The sequence below is a fragment of the Pectobacterium polaris genome, from assembly GCF_002307355.1.
In the GTDB taxonomy this organism is placed as follows: Bacteria; Pseudomonadota; Gammaproteobacteria; order Enterobacterales; family Enterobacteriaceae; genus Pectobacterium; species Pectobacterium polare.
In genome coordinates this window covers 4,030,146-4,049,487 of record NZ_CP017481.1, presented here as the reverse complement: position 1 = coordinate 4,049,487, position 19,342 = coordinate 4,030,146, and the positions used below count along the sequence as shown (strand labels likewise).

The window sequence follows — 19,342 nt, the reverse complement described above, 5'->3', positions numbered from 1 at the left end:
GAAAGGGTATAGCGCGATGCGTTATAAATGCACATAAGCATGATGATGCGTGATTCAGAAAGGCGGGGCGCGGACTACAGGGGAAGCATAACGTTCAGGAAGGACAATGCGGGAGATAAAGTGAATAACCAGCGCTTCAGATAAAGACGCGGTCAGTATGGGATTGAGAGATCCTGTTGCGAACAGCGCCGGCGTATACGAAAAGAGTACGCAATAACCGCAAGCGGCATGATCCATCATCATGGACGGTGATGAAGGCGAATGGTGTGATTGCGTCGCGTGATGCCGGGACATCTCATGTCCGGTATGATTATGACGCGGTTCGGCTATACTGCCGCTGTGGCTGGTGGACGCTGTTGTATCATGCGCGTTGGTCGTATGTGCAGCCGAGCTAGGCGGGTTTGTACCATTTTCATGAGCATGGGCCCCATGAAGCACCAGTGTTTGTGAAATCACTGGGGCAATGAAAATGGTCAAAATAGCGAAGATGCCGACCCAGGCTGGGAAACTTCGCCGTCGTAGCGCGGACAAAAGCATAGCAGTCTTAATTCAATAATACCGGGTTCAGCCAAGGAGTGTACTTTACTTGCCCTGGCATTGTTACACAAATGTTTATATCCACCCTACCTCACACGTCATGTGAACTGTCGTCGCTATCCGTTACGGTTTTTATCGGTGGGGCAAAGGAAATGGCGCGGGCGTAAACGGAATAATCCTACGCACGCGCAGGTCGATATTCGCTATAGTCCGTGGCTGTTTTCCATTTTTACAACCCGGTTTATCATGCTTTATCGTTCTCGTTGTTTAAACGCTGACCTATTATGATGAACAATATCTTTATCAAGTTGTCGGAAAGCTAACTTATCCATTAATATGGATTTTAGTTGATTGAAGCACACCAACAGGGGGAGCTGTGCTGGATAATAAATTTGGGTTTAAACAGCGGGTTGCTAGCCTTCGCTGGCTGTCCGCCGCCGTTATGCTGTCTGTAAGCGCAGTGCCTGCTTGGGCATTTTCTATTGATGATGTGGCACAGCAGGCTGAAAAGCTGGCACAAAAGGGTTTTGAAGCGCCGAAAAGTAATCTGCCTGCGCAATTCCGTGATATGAAATTTGCGGACTATCAGCAGATTCGTTTCAATAACGATAAATCATACTGGAATAATGTACAGACGCCTTTCAAGCTCCAGTTTTACCATCAGGGCATGTATTTCGATACGCCGGTAAAAATTAATGAAGTGACGGCGACAACGGTTGATGAGATTAAATACTCTCCTGAGTATTTTGATTTTGGTTCCGTTAATCACGATCCTGAAACGGTTAAAAATCTCGGTTTTGCTGGTTTTAAAGTTCTCTATCCGATCAATAAAGCAGATAAGAACGATGAAATTGTCAGCATGCTGGGTGCCAGCTATTTCCGTGTTGTAGGTAAAGGCCAGATTTATGGCTTGTCCGCCCGTGGTCTGGCTATCGATACGGCTTTGCCTTCTGGTGAAGAGTTCCCGCGCTTCCGTGAGTTCTGGATTGAACGTCCAAAACAAAATGATAAACACCTGGTGATTTATGCGCTGTTGGATTCGCCGCGCGCCGCAGGGGCTTACCGTTTTACCGTTTATCCAGGTCGTGACAGCGTCGTAGATGTTCAGGCTAAAGTCTTCCTGCGTGATAAAGTGGGCAAGCTGGGTATCGCTCCGCTGACTAGTATGTATCTGTTTGGGCCGAATCAGCCGTCACCAACGCTGAATTATCGTCCAGCGCTGAACGACTCTAACGGTCTGTCAATCCATGCCGGTAATGGAGAATGGATTTGGCGTCCGCTGAATAATCCTAAGCACCTGTCTGTGAGCACGTATGCGGTAGAAAATCCGAAAGGGTTTGGTCTGCTACAGCGTGGCCGTGATTTCGCTGCCTACGAAGATCTTGACGACCGTTACGATCTGCGTCCAAGCGGCTGGATTGAGCCGAAAGGCGAATGGGGCAAAGGGAAAGTTGAACTGGTTGAAATCCCTACCGCGGATGAAACCAATGACAACATCGTTGCTTTCTGGACGCCGGATGTGTTGCCTGAAACGGGCAAACCGCTGGATATTAAATATCGTCTGCACTTTACGCGCGACGAAGATCAACTGCACTCCCCGAACATTGCCTATGTTCAACAAACTCGCCGTTCTGCCGGTGATGTTAAACAATCTAACCTGATCCGCCAGCCTGACGGCACGATCGCTTACATTGTGGATTTTGTTGGACCGAATTTAAAAGAGTTGGATGAGAACGCTCCGGTAGCCTCTCAGGTCAGCATTGGCGACAACGGCGAGATTGTAGAAAATAATGTTCGCTATAACCCGGTAACTCATGGCTGGCGTCTGACGCTGCGTTTGCGTGTGAAGGATGCGAAACAGCCGACTGAAATGAGAGCTGCGTTGGTTAATGGCGAGACGACATTGACTGAAACCTGGAGCAATCAGCTGCCTGCTAATGAATAAGTCAACTTCTTCTCTCGATTACATTGAGAAACTTCCTCTGCCTGCTCCGCAGGCAGAGGTTCTTCGCGAAAAATTACCGCAAGCGGCCTGGAACGATCAGGCCGTTTTGCATCAGGCCTTGTCTGAAGGTAACCAGTCTGAAGGTAGCCAGGTCAATGTTCAGTCTGAAGAGGATGCAGCGTTGCATTCCGTGCAGGCTCGTCTTGAAATGGCCTGGGCTGATGGTCTGGACAACGGTAAGCAGCTCGGAACAGACAGGGAAGGGCGGACGGCATTAAAAGCGATGCCCGTCATTACCCGTGCCTCTATGTTCCCTGATGTTTGGCGGACGAACCCACTGATTCGCTGGTGGGAAAGTCTGCTGGGCCGTACCGTACCGCCTCGTCCTCATTACAGCCCGGAAGAGAAAATTTCCGAAAACCGCTGGCGTCTGGTGGGGACAATCCGCCGCTATATTCTGCTGGCGTTGACGCTGTTCCAGACGGCGATCGCAACCTGGTACATGAAAACCATCCTGCCTTATCAGGGGTGGGCGCTGATCGATCCGTTTGAAATGGCGGGTCAGCCGTGGACGCGCTCGGTGATGCAACTGCTGCCTTATGTGTTACAAAGCGGCATACTCGTTCTGTTTGCAGTGCTGTTCTGTTGGGTGTCGGCCGGGTTCTGGACCGCGCTGATGGGGTTCCTGCAACTGCTGATTGGTCGAGACAAATACAGCATCTCTTCCACGACGGTGGGTAACGAGGCGCTGAATCCTGAGCATCGCACGGCGTTAATCATGCCGATTTGTAACGAAGACGTAGAACGCGTGTTTGCGGGATTACGTGCCACGTATGAATCAGTTGAAGCGACGGGCAACCTTGAGCATTTTGATATTTACGTCCTGAGTGACAGTAACGATCCCGATATCTGCGTAGCAGAGCAAAAAGCCTGGATGGAACTGTGCCGTGATGTCGGCGGAGCAGGGCGTATCTTCTATCGCCGTCGCCGTCGTCGCGTCAAACGTAAGAGCGGCAATATCGATGACTTCTGCCGTCGCTGGGGTAACCAGTATAGCTATATGGTGATTCTGGATGCCGATAGCGTGATGAGCGGTGAATGTCTGACGTCTTTGGTCAGACTGATGGAAGCGAACCCGAACGCCGGTATCATCCAGTCGTCGCCGAAAGCCTCTGGCATGGATACGCTGTATGCACGCTGCCAACAGTTTGCAACGCGTGTTTACGGCCCGTTGTTCACCGCCGGCCTGCATTTTTGGCAACTGGGTGAGTCGCATTACTGGGGGCATAACGCCATTATCCGCGTTAAACCGTTCATCGAGCACTGTGCCTTGGCACCGCTGCCGGGTGAAGGTTCGTTCGCTGGTGCGATTCTTTCTCACGACTTCGTTGAAGCGGCGCTGATGCGTCGTGCAGGATGGGGTGTGTGGATCGCATACGACCTGCCGGGAAGTTATGAAGAGTTGCCGCCTAACCTGTTGGATGAACTGAAACGTGACCGCCGCTGGTGCCACGGTAACCTGATGAATTTCCGGTTGTTCCTAGTTAAAGGCATGCATCCGGTTCACCGTGCCGTTTTCCTTACTGGTGTGATGTCTTATCTGTCTGCGCCGCTGTGGTTTATGTTCCTGGTGCTCTCTACAGCCTTACAGGTTGTGCATACGCTGATGGAACCACAGTACTTCTTGCAGCCTCGACAGCTGTTCCCCGTCTGGCCACAGTGGCGGCCAGAACTGGCTATCGCACTCTTTTCAACGACATTAGTCTTGCTGTTCTTACCAAAACTATTGAGCGTGATTCTGGTGTGGGCGAAAGGGGCAAAAGAGTACGGCGGCGCTGTCCGAGTCTTCCTTTCTCTGTTGCTGGAAATGCTGTTCTCGGTTCTGCTGGCACCGGTTCGTATGCTGTTCCACACGGTGTTTGTTGTCAGTGCGTTTCTCGGCTGGTCGGTACAGTGGAATTCTCCACAGCGTGACGACGATGCGACGCCGTGGAGCGAAGCATTTGTGCGCCACGGTTCCCAGCTGATTCTCGGACTGGTCTGGGCGATTGGCATGGCATGGTTGGATCTGCGCTTCTTGTGGTGGCTATCACCGATTGTCTTCTCACTGATTCTGTCGCCGTTCGTGTCGGTTTATTCGAGCCGTGCGGCCTTGGGACTGAGCTGTAAGCGTGCGAAGCTGTTGATGATCCCGGAAGAGTTTAATCCGCCACGCGAACTGGTCGCTACGGATGAATATTGCCGATTGAACCACCAACGTAGGCTCGATAACGGGTTTATGCAGGCCGTCTTTGATCCGTCAGTTAACGCCCTTGCCAGTGCAATGGCAACGGCGCGTCATCGCTTCAGCCAGGCAATTGAAGACGTACGTGAGCAAAATGTGCGTGATGCTTTGAGTCGTAAGCCAGAAGAGGTGAGCAATAATCAGCGTCTGGCATTGCTTAGCGATCCCGTTACGATCTCGCGCTTGCACTACCATGTGTGGCAAAAACCGGAAGCGTATGCTGCGTGGGTTGAGTCTTACCAAAAACTGCCTGCACCTCATATCAAAAGCTAACTGCTTGTAGTGTAGAAAACTAGTGGTGTGAAAGATAAAGCAACGGCAATCAATGCCGTTGCTTTTTTTTCGTCTGTCATAAGGTGTCACAATGCCTGAAACTACAGGAGTGCATCAGTTAATAAAGGGATGGTTCACCTTCTGGGCGGGTTTTGAAACGGCGATGTAGCCACATGTATTGATCTGGGGCGAACAGAATATTCTTTTCAACAACCTTGTTCATCCAGGCGGCGGTCACGGTTTCATTATCTACAGGCGCACCCTGTTCAGCAGGCTGAATCAGTAATTCATAACCTTTTCCTTCGGGCAGTCGGCGTGGCACAAATGGGATGATTGCCGGAAGCGCCGTCTTTATCAGCATATAGCTCCCGCGGGTGGTTGCCGCGGTGTCTACGGCAAACAACGGGGCGAATACGCTACTGCGCGGGCCATAATCATGATCTGGGGCATACCAGATGATGTCACCCTGTTTGAGGGCGCGTATCATGCCCTTAAGATCTTTCCGGTCCAGCATGGATTTATTGGAACGCAGCCTTCCCCATGTCTGTAACCAGTCAATCAGCTTGTTATCATTCGGACGATACACGCCGATTCCCGGATTGTGCATCCCAAAAACTCGCGCACCGAGTTCCAACGTTAAAAAATGCAGCCCGATCAGTAATACGCCTTGCTCCCGCTCGTTCTCCGGGCGTATGTGCTCAAGGCCTGTAACCGTAAACCAGCGTTCAAGACGCCAATTTGGCCAAAACCAGGCCATACCTGTTTCAACTACGCCCATGCCGACCGATTCAAAATTCTTCCTGACTAATACATCACGCTCGGCCTGTGGCATGTCAGGGAAACACAGTTCAAGGTTGCGGGTGGCGATCTTGACGCGCTTTGGTAGCAGGCGTATAGCCAGATAGCCGAGCGCGGTACCGATACGATAAATAACGGGGTAGGGCAGCAAAACGATCAGGTAAAGGATACCGATGCCCAACCAGGTGAGCCAGTAGCGCGGATGTAGCAATGAACGATTAAAAGAAGGGATTTGGGTCATGGCCTCAGTATCAACATTTTGGTGCTGGTCAGCACGCGAACCGTTAAAAAAATCGAGTTAATGACTAACTGCAAGATAGATTATTGCGGTGCTTTGCCAATAAAACAAATTATCGCCGCCTTATTGGCTGATTTTTATGCAAAAAACCGGCTTAATCGTATCATTCCCAGAGAATGAGTTTTGACCTTTGGTGGCATGCCGCATGCAGAGAGAGGGACGCGGCGACCCTGATTGGGTCGCCTGGCACATCATACTTATCGCTATTGTTTGAAAATACCTCTGGCGTAACGTGGTTCGCTGCGCCAGTACTGTGGAGGAGCAGATACCTGTGCGCCCAGTCGGGCGGCGGCATGCCACGGCCAGCGTGGATCGAAAAGTATGGCGCGAGCCAGCCCGATAGCATCAGCCTCACCGGTTGCAACGATCGCTTCAGCCTGTTCCGGTTCGGTGATCAATCCAACGGCGATGGTCGTAATACCAACCTCTTGCTTAATTCGCTGCGCATACGGCACCTGATAATTTGGTGCAGGGTGAATCTGTTGTAACGGTGATAGCCCGCCGCTGGAAACATGGATGAAGTCGCAGCCTAATTCGTGTAGCGCTTTACTGAGCTGTACAGACTGTTCCAGATCCCAGCCTTCTTCCACACCATCTGTCGCAGAAATACGTACGCCAACGGCTTTATGTGCAGGGAAAACGTCGCGTATCGCGCGGTAAATTTCAATGACCAGACGCATACGATTTTGAAGCGAACCGCCATAGCGATCTGTGCGCTGATTTGTCAGCGGTGAAAGGAACTGGTGCAGTAAATAGCCGTGAGCCGCGTGAATCTCTATCAGGTCAAAGCCCAGACGGTCCGCACGTTTAGCGGAGTCAACGAACGAGTCAATTAGCGCACGAATTTGTGGTTCTGACATGGCCTGTGGTGTCGCATCACTGGCATTATAGGGAACAGCCGATGGTGCAATAGTCTGCCAACCCCCCTGTTCCGGGCGCAGAAATGCCCGTCCGCTCCACGGAACGCCCGTTGATGCTTTGCGACCCGCATGCCCCAACTGTATGCCGAGAGGTATAGCAGAATAGGTTTTTACCGCGTGAATCGCACCAGCAAGAGCGTGTTCGGTTGCGTCATCCCACAAACCAAGATCGTGCGGGGAAATCCGCCCTTCTGGTGAGACAGCGGTCGCCTCAATAATAAGTAGCCCTGCTCCAGAATGTGACAGGTTACCTAAATGCATGGTATGCCAGGATGTTGCCTTGCCGTCCTCAGCTGAATACTGACACATGGGGGCAATGATGATTCGGTTGGGCAGTTCGAGTTTACCGAGCGATACGGGGGAGAAAAGCTGACTCATAATGACAGATCCTTCGATGATGGTGCTTCATGAAAGCGAAAATGAATCCCAGAGGCTATTGGTTTACGGTAAGGTCATGGGTTTACGGTAGATCACTCTTTCTCGTTGCGCTATCCATTTCATGCCCTGACAGGCTTGGCGCTATCAGGTATGATGCCGGGCGATTCAGTATGTCGAGCCATAGCTCGATGATGAACGCCACACGCTAACCTCAATGAAGACAGGAACGTACACCATGCCAGTGTTACATAACCGAATTTCTAATGAGGAACTGAAGGCGCGCATGCTTGCGGAAACCGAGCCGCGTACCACAGTCTCCTTCTATAAATATTTTACGATTGACGATCCAAAAGCCTTTCGCGATCGTCTGTATATTCAGCTTGAGCAATATAAGGTCTTCGGACGAATCTATATTGCCACTGAAGGGATTAACGCCCAAATCAGCGTGCCTAATAATCAGTTCGATGCCTTTAAAGCCGCATTGTTCAGTGCGCATCCGGCACTCGATCAGATTCGCTTAAATATCGCTTTGGAAGATGACGGGAAATCGTTCTGGGTATTGCGTATGAAAGTACGCGAACGGATTGTCGCCGATGGCATTGACGATCCTACCTTTAACCCAGCAAATGTCGGGCAATACCTGAAAGCCGATCAGGTTAATGCGATGGCCGACGATCCTGATACCATATTCGTCGATATGCGTAATCATTACGAATACGAAGTCGGGCATTTCGAGAATGCGCTGGAAGTGCCGTCGGATACCTTTCGTGAGCAGTTACCGATGGCCGTGGATATGCTGGATGAGGCGCGTGATAAAAATATTGTCATGTACTGCACGGGCGGTATCCGCTGCGAAAAGGCCAGCGCCTACATGCTGCATCACGGTTTTAAAAACGTGTATCACGTAGAGGGCGGTATCATTGAATATGCTCGCCAGGCTAAAGCTCAAGGGCTACCGCTGAAGTTTATCGGCAAGAATTTCGTGTTTGATGAGCGAATGGGAGAGCGTATCTCTGATGACGTTATCGCGCATTGCCATCAGTGCGGAGTATCGTGTGACAGTCACACTAACTGCCGTAATGAAGGATGCCATCTTCTGTTTATCCAATGTCCGAGCTGTGCCGCAAAATACGAAGGCTGTTGCAGTACGCCGTGTCAGGAAGAGATGAAGCTGCCGCTGGAAGAACAAAGAGCGATACGCAGCGGGCGTGAGAATGGAATGAAGATTTTCAATAAATCCAAAGGATTATTGCAGTCAACGTTGCATATTCCTGCCCCTGCAGCGAAAGATAAGGCTAAATAGCCAACGGCTTATCGTGCAATATAAAAGCCCTTTCCAACGGAAAGGGCTGTGTACTGTTGATGCGTAGTGCCGGCTTATTTCTGGCGAACGCCTTCAACGGCAATAATCAGTTCTACATCCTGTGAAGCTGGACCCAAATCGGTCGTAATGTTGAAGTCTTTCAGCTTGATAGTGCCTTCGGCTTGGAATCCTGCACGATAGTTACCCCACGGATCATCACCCTGACCGATGAGTTTGGCATCCAGCTTAACGGGCTTGGTGACACCATTTAAGGTCAGGTTGCCGGTAATATCGTAATCTTCACCGTCTTTCTTCACTTCAGTGGACGTAAACGTTGCCTGTGGATGCTTGGTAACGTTTAAAAATTCTGCACTGCGAAGGTGCTTGTCACGTTCAGCGTGGTTAGTGTCAACGCTGTTGGTGTTGATAGTGACATTCACTTTATCCGCTGATGGGTTTTTCTCATCAAAGGTAAAAGCGCCATCGAAATCGTTAAAGCTACCGTAAAGCCAGCTGTAACCGAGGTGTTTAATGCGGAATTCGATAAACGCGTGCTGGCCTTCTTTATCGAACTTGTACTCTGCCGCCAGTGCAGAACCGGCAGAGGCAAGCATGGATACTGCAGTCAGGCTCAGTAGTGTTTTCTTCAGCATTGGTATTTCTCCATAAATCCAGAAAGTTAAGGAACGTTGCGACCCAACATCCGTTTCAACGTGTTATCACCATCGATAAAGTGGTGTTTTAATGCGGCTAAACCGTGCAGCACTGATAAGGCAACCACCGCCCATGCAAGATAAAGATGCACGTCGCCTGCTATATCGGCCTGATCCGTCAAGCCGCTGACAATGGCCGGAATAGAAAACCAGCCAAAAACTGAGATGGAATGCCCTTCGGCAGTGGAAATGAGATATCCACTAATGAGAATGGCGAAAAGAATGACATAAAGCGCAATATGAGCCAGCGTCGCGCTGACGCGGGTTAATGTGGAGTAGCTTTTCAACGGCGGAGGCGGTGGGGAGATAAAACGCCACACCACGCGAAAGATTAAGATGGCAAAGAACAGCACGCCAATCGCTTTGTGAATCTCTGGGGCACGGTGATACCAAATATTGTAGTACCCTAATGTGACCATCCACAGCCCTAAAGCGAACATGCCATAAACGGTTAACGCTGCAATCCAGTGCAACAGAATGCTGATATGGCCATAACGAGAAGAGGTATTACGCCAAAGCATGGTGATAACTCCTTATCAGATCGGTAACGCAGTCAATTCGGCGAAATTTAACAGGAAGAAACATAAAATCAATATAAACTTTCAAATTGTAACATTATCATAAACATGAACAATTTTTTTGAATTTAAATTCATAATTTATTCAGTTTGGTTATGGAAACTCTCTACTAGAAATAGATATTTCTGATACCTGTTTTCAGGTGAAAGATGAATAAAGATGGCGGCTAATTAAATTAATTGTGCCAGAAAGACACTCGATTAGTTGAATAATTATGTAGCGGGTGATTATTGGTATAAAAGCAACGAGTATAAAATCAGGCGAGTGTGACATAGTCTATTGATGCTATAAAAAGAAATGAGAACAAGCCTAAAATAACAACACCGCCAATAAGGCGGTGTTGTTATTAAAGCAATTGTCATTAACGTAAATCATTGGGTATTGAATATAATATTAATAACGTTATCAATTACTAATGTTTTCGATAATCACTGGCGTCACAGTCTGTTGATTCGATTTTTGCAATACCGGCTTCGAGTATGTGTATCAACTGCCTTGCAACATCTGTCGTTAGCCAAAGCGTCCGGTCTACCTGTGCTTCATCTGGTGCTTGGTCCGAGGTGGATAAGTAGTGCAAACGGATCATCATGGCGTCATAACTGTCAACGGTGCTGATGTCCCAACCTACAAGAGGATGTGTCTGAATAACTTCATTTTTTCTATCCATAAATACCCCTTATTGACTAGTTACTAACATGAGTGACTAACGAGGCTTCAGGTGGATCATTATTTTTAAACAAGCATTATCAGTATACTGTGGCTTATTTAATTTATGGGAAATATTTTCAATTTTTCGTAAAAAACATTAGACAGGCAGGTATGACGAAGGGATAAGCGATGCATCAGATAAAATATCGGGACGAATAGGCTTTCATCCCGAAGGTGTTGTTACAGGGCAGGCGAACATTATTCTACAGCAGGCCCTGAATTTTTCTCTAATGCGGCAGCAAGTCGGGCAAGGTATTTCTTCATTGCGGGATCCCGATTTTCATTTTGAGATTCCAGTGTCAGATTGTGAATCATCAGCTTGTTTGCTTTCTCATCAAGGCAGAATGCCAGGGACGAAAAGGCGAGTTCCAGAGCATCGATCTTGCGTTGTTGCTCGCCAATCAGCTCCAGCAGTTCCCCGAATGTCATTGCCTCTTCTGGTTTTTCTACCGTCATAACAGATACCCTCGGTCATAGCACATGGCGAAATGCCGCTTTAAACTGCCATTACAGCCTATATCTTCATTATCTTTCAAGCTTTAGATTACTCTGCCGTAAACCAGTCATCGGCACTTTCCCACGTTTCCTGCAAGATTTCAGAGATACGATCTTTGTCCTCTTTGCCAGCTCCCATTACCGTCAGGCTGTTTGCGGATGTATAACGAACCTGAATGGGGGTATCGGGATAAATTTTATGAATACGTTTTTCCAGCTCATGCCTGAGTGCTTCGATGGCACCGGCGGGTAAAGGCGTTGTCTTTGCAAGAGTGATTTCTACGCGCATGCTGACCTCCAAATTTTAAACTGTTTATTTATACAGTTATTGCAGGTGGAGAACAAGACGCGCAATAAAATTTAGCCCATCGGCATAATGCGGATGGGCTTGTCGATTAACGGACTGACCAGTTGAGGCTTTGTCCAGCGAGGAAGGGGATTAGCGACTCGTCGCCGAGCGCGATTTCTTCGGGGAATGTGACGGTTTCACGGTGAAGCTCAATCCAGTTGTCGTTCACCGGCAGGCCATAAAAACGCGGGCCGTTTAGGGAGCAGAATGCTTCGAGTTTATCCAACGCGTTCATTTCTTCAAAAACGGTGGCGTATGTACTTAATGCTGCCTGAGCATTGAACACACCGGCACAGCCGCAGCTGGACTCTTTTCTGTGTTTGGCATGCGGTGCGGAGTCCGTGCCGAGGAAAAGCCGGTCACAGCCGCTGGCGACGGCTTCACGTAGCGCCTGCTGATGCGTATTGCGTTTTAAGATAGGCAGGCAATACAAGTGAGGGCGAACGCCACCAACCAGCATATGATTGCGATTAAACATCAGGTGCTGCGGCGTAATGGTTGCGGCGAGGTAATCATTACCGTCAACAACATACCGCGCGGCTTCTTTCGTCGTAATGTGCTCAAGGACGACCTTCAGTTCAGGGAACTGTTGGCGTAATGGTTCCAGCACGGTTTCGATGAAGCGCGCTTCCCGATCGAAAATATCCACGGCGGAATCGGTCACTTCACCGTGGATGAGTAACGGCATGCCAATTCTCTGCATTTGTTCCACAATACCGGAGATATTGGCGATGCTGGTCACCCCATGGCTGGAGTTCGTTGTGGCATTGGCCGGATAGAGTTTTGCGGCGGTAAAGACGCCTTGCTCAAAACCACTCACGACTTCGTTGGCATCAAGCGCATCGGTCAGGTAGCACGTCATCAGCGGATGAAAATCATCACCCTGCGGGACTGCGGCCAAAATACGCTGACGATACGCGATAGCGCTGGCTACGCTGGTAATCGGCGGCGTCAGGTTAGGCATAACAATTGCACGGCCGAAGAAACGACTGGTATAGGGGAGAACGGTTTCCAGCATCCGATCGTCACGCAGGTGAATGTGCCAATCGTCAGGGCGACGGATTTTAAGAATAGTGGGCTGTGCGGTCATGGAATTGCGCTCCGGCGGTCAGTAGAAAAACAGCATCTTTCGGTTGGTTTTGGGACTGATACGGCGGGGGATAAGGATAAGCGCAAAGCCATTTGAATGCATCCGTTTGTTGATGAATGCTTGAAATTAACCGTGGATTGGCATTTGATAGCATTATCTTTTCATTGATAAATAAGGGATGTATATGGAAATTCGTATTGTGGCCACTATTCAGGCAAAAGCAGAGTTCATTGCAGATGTTACCACAACGTTGAAACGCGTGGTGGCACCTAGCCGACAGGAAGCGGGTAATGTGCAGTATGATCTGCATGAAGTCGTGGATAAATCCGGCTCGTTTGTGTTTTTCGAACGCTGGAAAGATCGCGATGCGTTGGCATCACATGAGCAGAGCGATCACTTCAAAAATCTGCTGGCGGAGTTGGACGGCAAAACGGACAGTGTAGATATCAAGCTATTGAATTTTCTAGGCTAAAAATTTATTTATAAAAAAGCCCGCCAATTGGCGGGCTTTTGTCTATAGAAGCTAGGATTACTCGCTGACTGGTGTAGGCTTGGTTGCTGGCGCAGTTGATTGGTTAACTGCGGCATGACCGCCTGCCGAACCTTTTCCTGAGAACGGATAGTCTGGACGTACCCAATCACTGTGTCGAGCAGGTTCAGCATGGTATGCCGGCGCTGGTGCTTTAGTCATTGGTGCTGTCGCATGAAGCTTATAGCGAGGCTGATCAACATCAACATCAACAACCGCTGCTGCTTTTGTTTCGCTCAATACCGGCTCTTCCACAATCTGCTGTTCGCTGGTCGTCGTTACAGGCTCATCCTGAACGCTTTGCAGCGGGCTGACTTCCTGTACTGCGGAAACTGCAGGGGTAGAAACTGGCTCTGCCAGATCGGCTTTCTCGGTTGCATTAGCGTCAACGGTTTGTACATCTTCAGTGACCTGAGTAGCGACAGTATCAGCAACTGGTGCTTCCTCAACGGCATTCACGGCAACTGCAGCGATAGCATCATCGATAGCGGTGTTCTCGGTAACTGGCTCGATGGCGGTTTCTTCGCCTGCGGTACTCAGCTCGACATCCGCTACATTGCTATCCTGAATAACGTCGGCAGACTGTGCTGTTGCGGTTACCGCGACATCTTCCTGAACCACTGCTTCAGTAATCACAACGTTTTCAACCGCGTTGGATTCCACTGTGTCTGCTTGTGCAGTCACGGCGGCTTCGACAACGGCTGGTAACAGCGGTGTTTCAATTGCTGCAACGTTCTCGTCCTGCTGATGCTGGTTTTCAGCCTGCTGCGGCTGTGCAAGAGGATAGCTAACCCACACTTTTCCTGATGCCATTTCCGGTGATGCGGCAGCAAATTCTAACTGCATTGGTGACTGAGACGGGTAACGCTCATCACGATAGCGGCGACGGCGCTGGCCGCTGACGCGCAGGTGACGCGGCGAACGACGTGAACGACGCGGCATACCGCCATTCTCGGCATTGGCACGATTTGTATCGTTCTGCTCGTTATCGACCTCGTTATTGTCTACCGCAGCATCGTTTGGCTTGACGTAAGCTTGAGTCTGCTGGGATGCATCAGCAACAGGCGCAGTGTTATCAGAGAGAGTATCCTGCTGAGTTTCAGACTGGACACGTACCTTCTGCGTCAACTGACGGCGTTGACGGCGTGGCATAACCTGAGTCGGTGTATCCTGCTCGGCTGCATTGTCATCAGAATCATCAATGACTGGCTGTGCTTTTGCCTCAGCCGGAGCCTGTCGGCGCTCATCCTGACGACGACGCTGACGCTCGGCACGTGGTTCACGACGCGGCTGTTCTTCCGAACTGGATTTCTCCGCATTTTCCACAGCGCGGGTGTCAGTAACGGCTTCCTCGTTTTGTCGCTTATTACGGCGCTGATCATCACGCTGTTCACGATTGTCACGATTGTCACGATTGTCACGTGAGCCACGATCGCGGCGATTATTACCCTGACGGCGTGAGTTCCGACGTTCAGAACGCTGACCCTCAGTAGACTTCTCTTCTTCTGCTTTCTTATCGTCAGCAGCATCCACTGTTTTTTCAACAGGTTCAGAAGCGAATACGCCTTTCAAGGCACTGAGGAAACGGCTAAAGAGGCCCGGTTGAGCATCCTCTGTGGCTTTCGCTACAACAGGAGCCTCTTTGGCAACTGGAGGCGTGGTTTCTTCTGGCATTTCAGCCATGCTAAACGTTGCTAAAGCCGGTTGCTCAGGCTGTTTACGCTCAATCGTTTGTTCGTCTTGCAACTGCTGCGTTTCCGTTTCCAAACGCTGAGGCAGCAAATAGCTGAGCGTCGGTTTTTCTTCGCCTTTACGGACGCGAACAACGGAGTAGTGCGGAGTCTGCATACCGTCATGTGGCACGATGATCGCGCGCACGCCGCCTTGACGTTTCTCAATGGCGTTAACGGCATCACGCTTTTCGTTCAGCAGATAAGACGCAATCTGAACTGGAACAATCGCGTGGACTTCTTTGGTATTTTCTTTCAGCGCTTCTTCTTCGATCAGACGAAGAATAGACAGTGAAAGTGATTCATTGTCACGAATCGTGCCTGTGCCGCTACAGCGTGGGCAGACGTGGTGGCTGGATTCACCCAGCGAAGGGCTTAGGCGCTGACGCGACATTTCCAGCAAACCAAAGCGGGAAATCCGGCCGATCTGAATACGCGCACGATCCTGACGTACAGAGTCGCGCAGGCGGTTTTCAACTTCACGCTGGTGACGAACGGGTGTCATATCGATGAAGTCGATAACGATCAGGCCACCGAGGTCACGCAAGCGCAACTGACGGGCAATTTCATCTGCGGCTTCAAGGTTGGTATTGAACGCAGTTTCTTCGATATCACCACCGCGCGTTGCACGGGCGGAGTTGATATCGATTGCTGTCAGCGCTTCGGTCGTATCGATAACGATAGAGCCACCGGACGGCAGGCGAACTTCACGCTGGAAAGCCGATTCGATCTGCGATTCGATTTGATAGTGGCTGAAAAGCGGAATTTCGCCACTGTACAATTTAATTTTGCTGCTGAAATCGGGACGACCCAGCGCAGAAATATGTTCTTTCGCCAGATCGAGAATTTTTGGGTTGTCGATCAGAATTTCGCCAATGTCCGGGCGCAGATAGTCACGGAAAGCACGGACGATTACATTACTTTCCTGATGGATCAGGAATGGTGCAGAGCGGCCTTCGGCGGCTTTTTTGATCGCGTCCCAATGTTTCAGACGGAAAGCCAGATCCCATTGCAGCGCTTCAGCGGATTTGCCCACACCAGCGGTACGAACAATAAGCCCCATGCCATCGGGCAGTTGCAACGATCCCAACGCTTCTTTGAGCTCGGTACGATCGTCACCTTCGATACGGCGTGAAATACCGCCTGCACGAGGGTTATTCGGCATTAAGACCAGATAGCTGCCTGCCAGACTGATAAAGGTGGTCAGTGCCGCGCCTTTGTTGCCACGCTCTTCTTTGTCTACCTGAACAATGACTTCCTGACCTTCACGTAACACGTCTTTGATGTTAGGACGACCGTGGGAAGAATAGTTGCTAGGGAAGTATTCGCGGGCGATTTCTTTAAGAGGGAGGAAACCGTGTCTTTCTGAGCCGTAATCAACAAAAGCGGCTTCAAGACTAGGTTCGATACGAGTGATTTTACCTTTGTAGATATTTGCTTTCTTCTGCTCATGGCCTGGACTTTCGATATCCAAATCATACAGCCGTTGACCATCAACCAAGGCAACACGCAACTCTTCCTGCTGAGTTGCGTTAATTAACATTCTTTTCATCTTCAACTTACTCGTTATTTTTACTTGCATTATTGATAGAGCTGCGGACAAAAGAACCGCATGACCGGAGTGAACCGATGGTCTCGTGGCTTATCGCAGGGACGTCAACCTCCCGGTTGTCGCCTGCATAGAGACGCATGTTTCGGTAGCCTGTGTTTCCTGATGGAAAACAGCGCATTTACTGAGGGAACAGCTTCTGAATTATGTCGCCAGATCTGATTCCATTTGCCGGCCAAGCTGCAATCCGCAGCCCGCTAACTGCTTGATATCACATTACGTCTTACGCCATTGCTGCGTGTGTGTGTCATCAGGCAAACTTAATAATTTCGCAATTTCCCCTTGTTCTATCGGAAATCCGCGTGGGAAACGCAAAAGCATTATTCCACTGCTGATACCGTTATAGCAAGGTGACTTTGCCTGTCTGTATAAAGATAGTTCTGTTGTTATCACCAAAACGGACAGGGTTTGATGCTATAGCCCAACTCACCCGCCCACTTACTCGACAGTGCAACAATATCTTCATAAGTCAGACACACAGTTAAGCACAGAAAAAGAAGTGGCGCTATCGGGTTGCTCTATTTAGAATCGCGCATCATGAAAACAGATAATCCTTCAGTACAATTTGTGACGATCTCCGCAGATGAAGCGGGGCAGCGCATCGATAATTTTTTACATACCCACTTAAAGGGTGTGCCTAAAAGCATGGTTTACCGTATCTTGCGAAAAGGTGAGGTAAGGATAAATAAGAAACGGGTCAAACCTGAGTATAAATTGCTCGATGGTGATGTCATTCGTATTCCGCCTGTTCGACAGGCAGAACGCGATGAAACCCCTGTTTCTGCCAATCTTGGTAAAGTGGCGGCGTTGGCCGAGTGCATTATTTATGAAGATGATTACCTGCTGGTGCTAAATAAGCCCTCGGGTACAGCCGTGCATGGCGGCAGTGGCTTAAGTTTTGGCGTGATTGAAGGGTTACGGGCTTTACGCCCTGAAGCGCGTTTTCTGGAGTTAGTTCACCGTCTCGATCGCGATACCTCGGGCGTTTTGCTGGTCGCCAAAAAACGTTCGGCCTTACGTTCTCTGCATGAACAACTACGGCTGAAAGGCATGCAAAAAGACTATCTGGCGCTGGTTCGCGGCCAGTGGCAGTCCCACTGCAAGGTCGTTCAGGCTCCACTGTTGAAAAATATCCTGCAAAGCGGTGAACGCATCGTACGGGTAAACAGCGACGGTAAACCGTCAGAAACACGCTTTAAAATAGAAGAGCGTTTTGAACACGCGACGCTGGTGCGGGCTAGCCCTGTTACTGGGCGTACGCACCAAATTCGTGTACACGCGCAGTATGCCGGGCATCCGATAGCATTCGATGACCGCTACGGCGATCGTGAATTCGATCAGCAACTGGTAGGCACAGGCCTAAAACGTCTGTTCCTGCATGCACAAGCGCTGCGTTTTGAGCACCCGAACACAGGTGAGACGCTGAGGGTCGAAGCACCATTGGATAGTGGATTGCGTCGCTGCCTGCAAGCGTTGCGCAAGACAAAAGCATAACCTCGCATACCTACATGCCTTATTTGTCGGGATAGCGCTTCATCGGCTATCCCGATTCATTTCACATCGTCAGTGGATTCACGCCTTCCTTTTGTAGCATCTGTGTTAGCGCGATCAGTGGCAACCCAATGAGCGTATTAGGATCGCGCCCAGATAACCGCTCAAAGAGGGTAATGCCCAATCCTTCACTTTTAAAACTGCCTGCGCAGTTCCACGGCTGCTCTTTCTCCAGATAACCGTCAATTTCCGCCTCCGTTAGCGTACGAAAATGCACGTCAAATGGCTCTGCGAGGCTCTGTATTTCTTGGGTCGCGCTATTGAAGAGTGCTAAACCGGTAAAGAAGGAAACACACTTTCCGCTGGCCTGCTGTAACTGGCGTGTTGCGTTACCCTTATTATGTGGTTTTCCTGTTATCGCGTTCCCCAGGACGCAAACCTGATCGGAACCGATAATCAGGTGATTGGGGTAGTGAGCGGCCAGCGCTCGCGCTTTGCTTTCAGCAAGGCGGATCACGAGATCGACGGCGTTTTCTCCGGGGTGAGGGGTTTCATCGATGTCTGGCGATGCGCAAACAAAGGGGATCGCCAGCTTTTCCAACAAGGCTCGGCGGTAAGGTGACGTTGAGGCGAGAACAATCTGCTGCATAATTTTTTGATAAACCGTAGCGTAATGATGAAAGGCATTTTAAACTGTGCGCCGCTCTGGAAGCGAATATTGGTGAAAGGTGGTGCATCACTGCCTTTTTCTTTGACTCTATGTCGTTACGACGTTAATATGCGCGCCCTATGCAAAAGGTAAAATTACCCTTAACCCTTGATGCGGTCCGCACTGCTCAGAAGCGTTTAGATTACGTTGGTATCTATTCAGCTGAACAAGTAGAGCGTGTTGCCGAATCAGTGGTGAGTGTGGATAGTGATGTTCAGGCCTCTTTATCTTTCAATATCGATAATCAGCGTCTGGCGGTGATTGACGGTAACGCTGATGTTACTGTCACTCTGATGTGTCAGCGTTGCGGAAAGCCGTTTGAACATCAAGTCCATGCGACATTCTGTTTCAGCCCGGTCGTCAATGATGAGCAGGCCGAAGCGTTACCGGAAGCGTATGAGCCGATCGGCGTCGATGGTTTTGGCGAAGTCGATCTGCTGGCAATGATTGAAGATGAAATTATTCTGATGTTGCCTATCGCCCCGGTGCATGATTCTGAACACTGTGAAGTGTCCGAAGCGGATATGGTATTTGGTCAACTGCCTGCAGAGGCGGAAAAACCAAATCCATTTGCCGTATTAGCCAGTTTAAAGCATAAGCAATAA

The 19,342-nt window shown here is 49.7% G+C and carries 17 protein-coding genes; 6 read left to right on the top strand and 11 right to left on the bottom strand.

Features of this window, described 5'->3' with window-relative positions:
- Window positions 1–54 precede the first annotated feature (54 nt).
- Window positions 55–537, bottom strand: a complete 483-nt coding sequence (locus tag BJJ97_RS18175; protein WP_095994867.1) for a DUF2946 domain-containing protein — start codon at window positions 535–537, stop codon at window positions 55–57.
- A gap of 442 nt (window positions 538–979) precedes the next feature.
- On the opposite strand from BJJ97_RS18175, the gene BJJ97_RS18170 reads away from it, so the two are divergent.
- On the top strand, window positions 980–2,482 hold the full coding sequence (locus BJJ97_RS18170; protein ID WP_095995398.1) for a glucan biosynthesis protein G: 1,503 nt from the start codon (window positions 980–982) through the stop codon (window positions 2,480–2,482).
- Window positions 2,475–5,039, top strand: a complete 2,565-nt coding sequence (gene mdoH, locus BJJ97_RS18165; RefSeq protein WP_095994866.1) for a glucans biosynthesis glucosyltransferase MdoH — start codon at window positions 2,475–2,477, stop codon at window positions 5,037–5,039. The genes BJJ97_RS18170 and mdoH overlap by 8 nt, the downstream gene beginning before the upstream one ends.
- 118 nt (window positions 5,040–5,157) lie before the next feature.
- On the opposite strand, the gene BJJ97_RS18160 is transcribed toward mdoH, so the two are convergent.
- The gene (locus tag BJJ97_RS18160; protein WP_095699881.1) at window positions 5,158–6,078 is read right to left on the bottom strand and encodes a Kdo(2)-lipid IV(A) acyltransferase; all 921 of its coding nucleotides are present in this window, start codon (window positions 6,076–6,078) and stop codon (window positions 5,158–5,160) included.
- 260 nt (window positions 6,079–6,338) lie between these two features.
- A complete protein-coding gene (locus BJJ97_RS18155; protein ID WP_095994865.1) occupies window positions 6,339–7,433 on the bottom strand; it encodes an NADH:flavin oxidoreductase/NADH oxidase in 1,095 nt (364 codons plus the stop codon).
- Window positions 7,434–7,668: 235 nt separating this feature from the next.
- On the opposite strand from BJJ97_RS18155, the gene trhO reads away from it, so the two are divergent.
- Window positions 7,669–8,736, top strand: a complete 1,068-nt coding sequence (trhO, locus tag BJJ97_RS18150; protein WP_095994864.1) for an oxygen-dependent tRNA uridine(34) hydroxylase TrhO — start codon at window positions 7,669–7,671, stop codon at window positions 8,734–8,736.
- A gap of 74 nt (window positions 8,737–8,810) precedes the next feature.
- Here trhO and BJJ97_RS18145 read toward each other — a convergent pair whose 3' ends face one another.
- The 6 genes from BJJ97_RS18145 to pyrC all read right to left on the bottom strand — a co-directional run bounded on the left by BJJ97_RS18145 (window position 8,811) and on the right by pyrC (window position 12,669).
- A complete protein-coding gene (locus BJJ97_RS18145) occupies window positions 8,811–9,386 on the bottom strand; it encodes a YceI family protein (protein WP_161503050.1) in 576 nt (191 codons plus the stop codon).
- A 29-nt stretch (window positions 9,387–9,415) separates the two neighbouring features.
- A complete protein-coding gene (locus BJJ97_RS18140) occupies window positions 9,416–9,970 on the bottom strand; it encodes a cytochrome b (protein ID WP_095994863.1) in 555 nt (184 codons plus the stop codon).
- A 469-nt stretch (window positions 9,971–10,439) separates the two neighbouring features.
- Window positions 10,440–10,694, bottom strand: a complete 255-nt coding sequence (gene bssS, locus BJJ97_RS18135; RefSeq protein ID WP_095994862.1) for a biofilm formation regulator BssS — start codon at window positions 10,692–10,694, stop codon at window positions 10,440–10,442.
- Window positions 10,695–10,933: 239 nt separating this feature from the next.
- Window positions 10,934–11,191, bottom strand: a complete 258-nt coding sequence (locus BJJ97_RS18130) for a hypothetical protein (RefSeq protein ID WP_095699877.1) — start codon at window positions 11,189–11,191, stop codon at window positions 10,934–10,936.
- Window positions 11,192–11,279: 88 nt separating this feature from the next.
- A complete protein-coding gene (gene dinI, locus BJJ97_RS18125) occupies window positions 11,280–11,519 on the bottom strand; it encodes a DNA damage-inducible protein I (RefSeq protein ID WP_095699876.1) in 240 nt (79 codons plus the stop codon).
- A gap of 106 nt (window positions 11,520–11,625) precedes the next feature.
- Window positions 11,626–12,669 carry a dihydroorotase gene (gene pyrC / locus BJJ97_RS18120; protein ID WP_095994861.1) on the bottom strand — a complete coding sequence of 348 codons (1,044 nt, stop codon included), beginning with the start codon at window positions 12,667–12,669 and terminating at the stop codon, window positions 11,626–11,628.
- Between the two features lie 184 nt (window positions 12,670–12,853).
- Between pyrC and BJJ97_RS18115 the strand changes: the two genes are divergently transcribed.
- On the top strand, window positions 12,854–13,141 hold the full coding sequence (locus tag BJJ97_RS18115) for a putative quinol monooxygenase (RefSeq protein ID WP_095994860.1): 288 nt from the start codon (window positions 12,854–12,856) through the stop codon (window positions 13,139–13,141).
- 57 nt (window positions 13,142–13,198) lie between these two features.
- Here BJJ97_RS18115 and rne read toward each other — a convergent pair whose 3' ends face one another.
- Window positions 13,199–16,480 carry a ribonuclease E gene (gene rne / locus BJJ97_RS18110; protein WP_095994859.1) on the bottom strand — a complete coding sequence of 1,094 codons (3,282 nt, stop codon included), beginning with the start codon at window positions 16,478–16,480 and terminating at the stop codon, window positions 13,199–13,201.
- Between the two features lie 594 nt (window positions 16,481–17,074).
- Between rne and rluC the strand changes: the two genes are divergently transcribed.
- Complete coding sequence (rluC, locus tag BJJ97_RS18105; protein ID WP_095994858.1) at window positions 17,075–18,031, top strand: 23S rRNA pseudouridine(955/2504/2580) synthase RluC; 957 nt, start codon at window positions 17,075–17,077, stop codon at window positions 18,029–18,031.
- Window positions 18,032–18,092: 61 nt separating this feature from the next.
- On the opposite strand, the gene BJJ97_RS18100 is transcribed toward rluC, so the two are convergent.
- Window positions 18,093–18,677: a Maf family protein gene (locus BJJ97_RS18100; RefSeq protein ID WP_095994857.1), complete on the bottom strand. Its 585-nt coding sequence runs from the start codon at window positions 18,675–18,677 to the stop codon at window positions 18,093–18,095.
- Between the two features lie 140 nt (window positions 18,678–18,817).
- Between BJJ97_RS18100 and yceD the strand changes: the two genes are divergently transcribed.
- Window positions 18,818–19,342, top strand: a complete 525-nt coding sequence (gene yceD, locus BJJ97_RS18095) for a 23S rRNA accumulation protein YceD (protein ID WP_095699871.1) — start codon at window positions 18,818–18,820, stop codon at window positions 19,340–19,342.

What these genes read in the sequence shown, in the direction of transcription:
- BJJ97_RS18175 (WP_095994867.1), bottom strand. Translation starts at nt 537, where the DNA reads ATGCTTTTGTCCGCGCTACGACGGCGAAGTTTCCCAGCCTGGGTCGGC.
- BJJ97_RS18170 (WP_095995398.1), top strand. Translation starts at nt 980, where the DNA reads ATGCTGTCTGTAAGCGCAGTGCCTGCTTGGGCATTTTCTATTGATGAT.
- mdoH (WP_095994866.1), top strand. Translation starts at nt 2,475, where the DNA reads ATGAATAAGTCAACTTCTTCTCTCGATTACATTGAGAAACTTCCTCTG.
- BJJ97_RS18160 (WP_095699881.1), bottom strand. Translation starts at nt 6,078, where the DNA reads ATGACCCAAATCCCTTCTTTTAATCGTTCATTGCTACATCCGCGCTAC.
- BJJ97_RS18155 (WP_095994865.1), bottom strand. Translation starts at nt 7,433, where the DNA reads ATGAGTCAGCTTTTCTCCCCCGTATCGCTCGGTAAACTCGAACTGCCC.
- trhO (WP_095994864.1), top strand. Translation starts at nt 7,669, where the DNA reads ATGCCAGTGTTACATAACCGAATTTCTAATGAGGAACTGAAGGCGCGC.
- BJJ97_RS18140 (WP_095994863.1), bottom strand. Translation starts at nt 9,970, where the DNA reads ATGCTTTGGCGTAATACCTCTTCTCGTTATGGCCATATCAGCATTCTG.
- bssS (WP_095994862.1), bottom strand. Translation starts at nt 10,694, where the DNA reads ATGGATAGAAAAAATGAAGTTATTCAGACACATCCTCTTGTAGGTTGG.
- BJJ97_RS18130 (WP_095699877.1), bottom strand. Translation starts at nt 11,191, where the DNA reads ATGACGGTAGAAAAACCAGAAGAGGCAATGACATTCGGGGAACTGCTG.
- dinI (WP_095699876.1), bottom strand. Translation starts at nt 11,519, where the DNA reads ATGCGCGTAGAAATCACTCTTGCAAAGACAACGCCTTTACCCGCCGGT.
- pyrC (WP_095994861.1), bottom strand. Translation starts at nt 12,669, where the DNA reads ATGACCGCACAGCCCACTATTCTTAAAATCCGTCGCCCTGACGATTGG.
- BJJ97_RS18115 (WP_095994860.1), top strand. Translation starts at nt 12,854, where the DNA reads ATGGAAATTCGTATTGTGGCCACTATTCAGGCAAAAGCAGAGTTCATT.
- rne (WP_095994859.1), bottom strand. Translation starts at nt 16,480, where the DNA reads ATGAAAAGAATGTTAATTAACGCAACTCAGCAGGAAGAGTTGCGTGTT.
- rluC (WP_095994858.1), top strand. Translation starts at nt 17,075, where the DNA reads ATGAAAACAGATAATCCTTCAGTACAATTTGTGACGATCTCCGCAGAT.
- BJJ97_RS18100 (WP_095994857.1), bottom strand. Translation starts at nt 18,677, where the DNA reads ATGCAGCAGATTGTTCTCGCCTCAACGTCACCTTACCGCCGAGCCTTG.
- yceD (WP_095699871.1), top strand. Translation starts at nt 18,818, where the DNA reads ATGCAAAAGGTAAAATTACCCTTAACCCTTGATGCGGTCCGCACTGCT.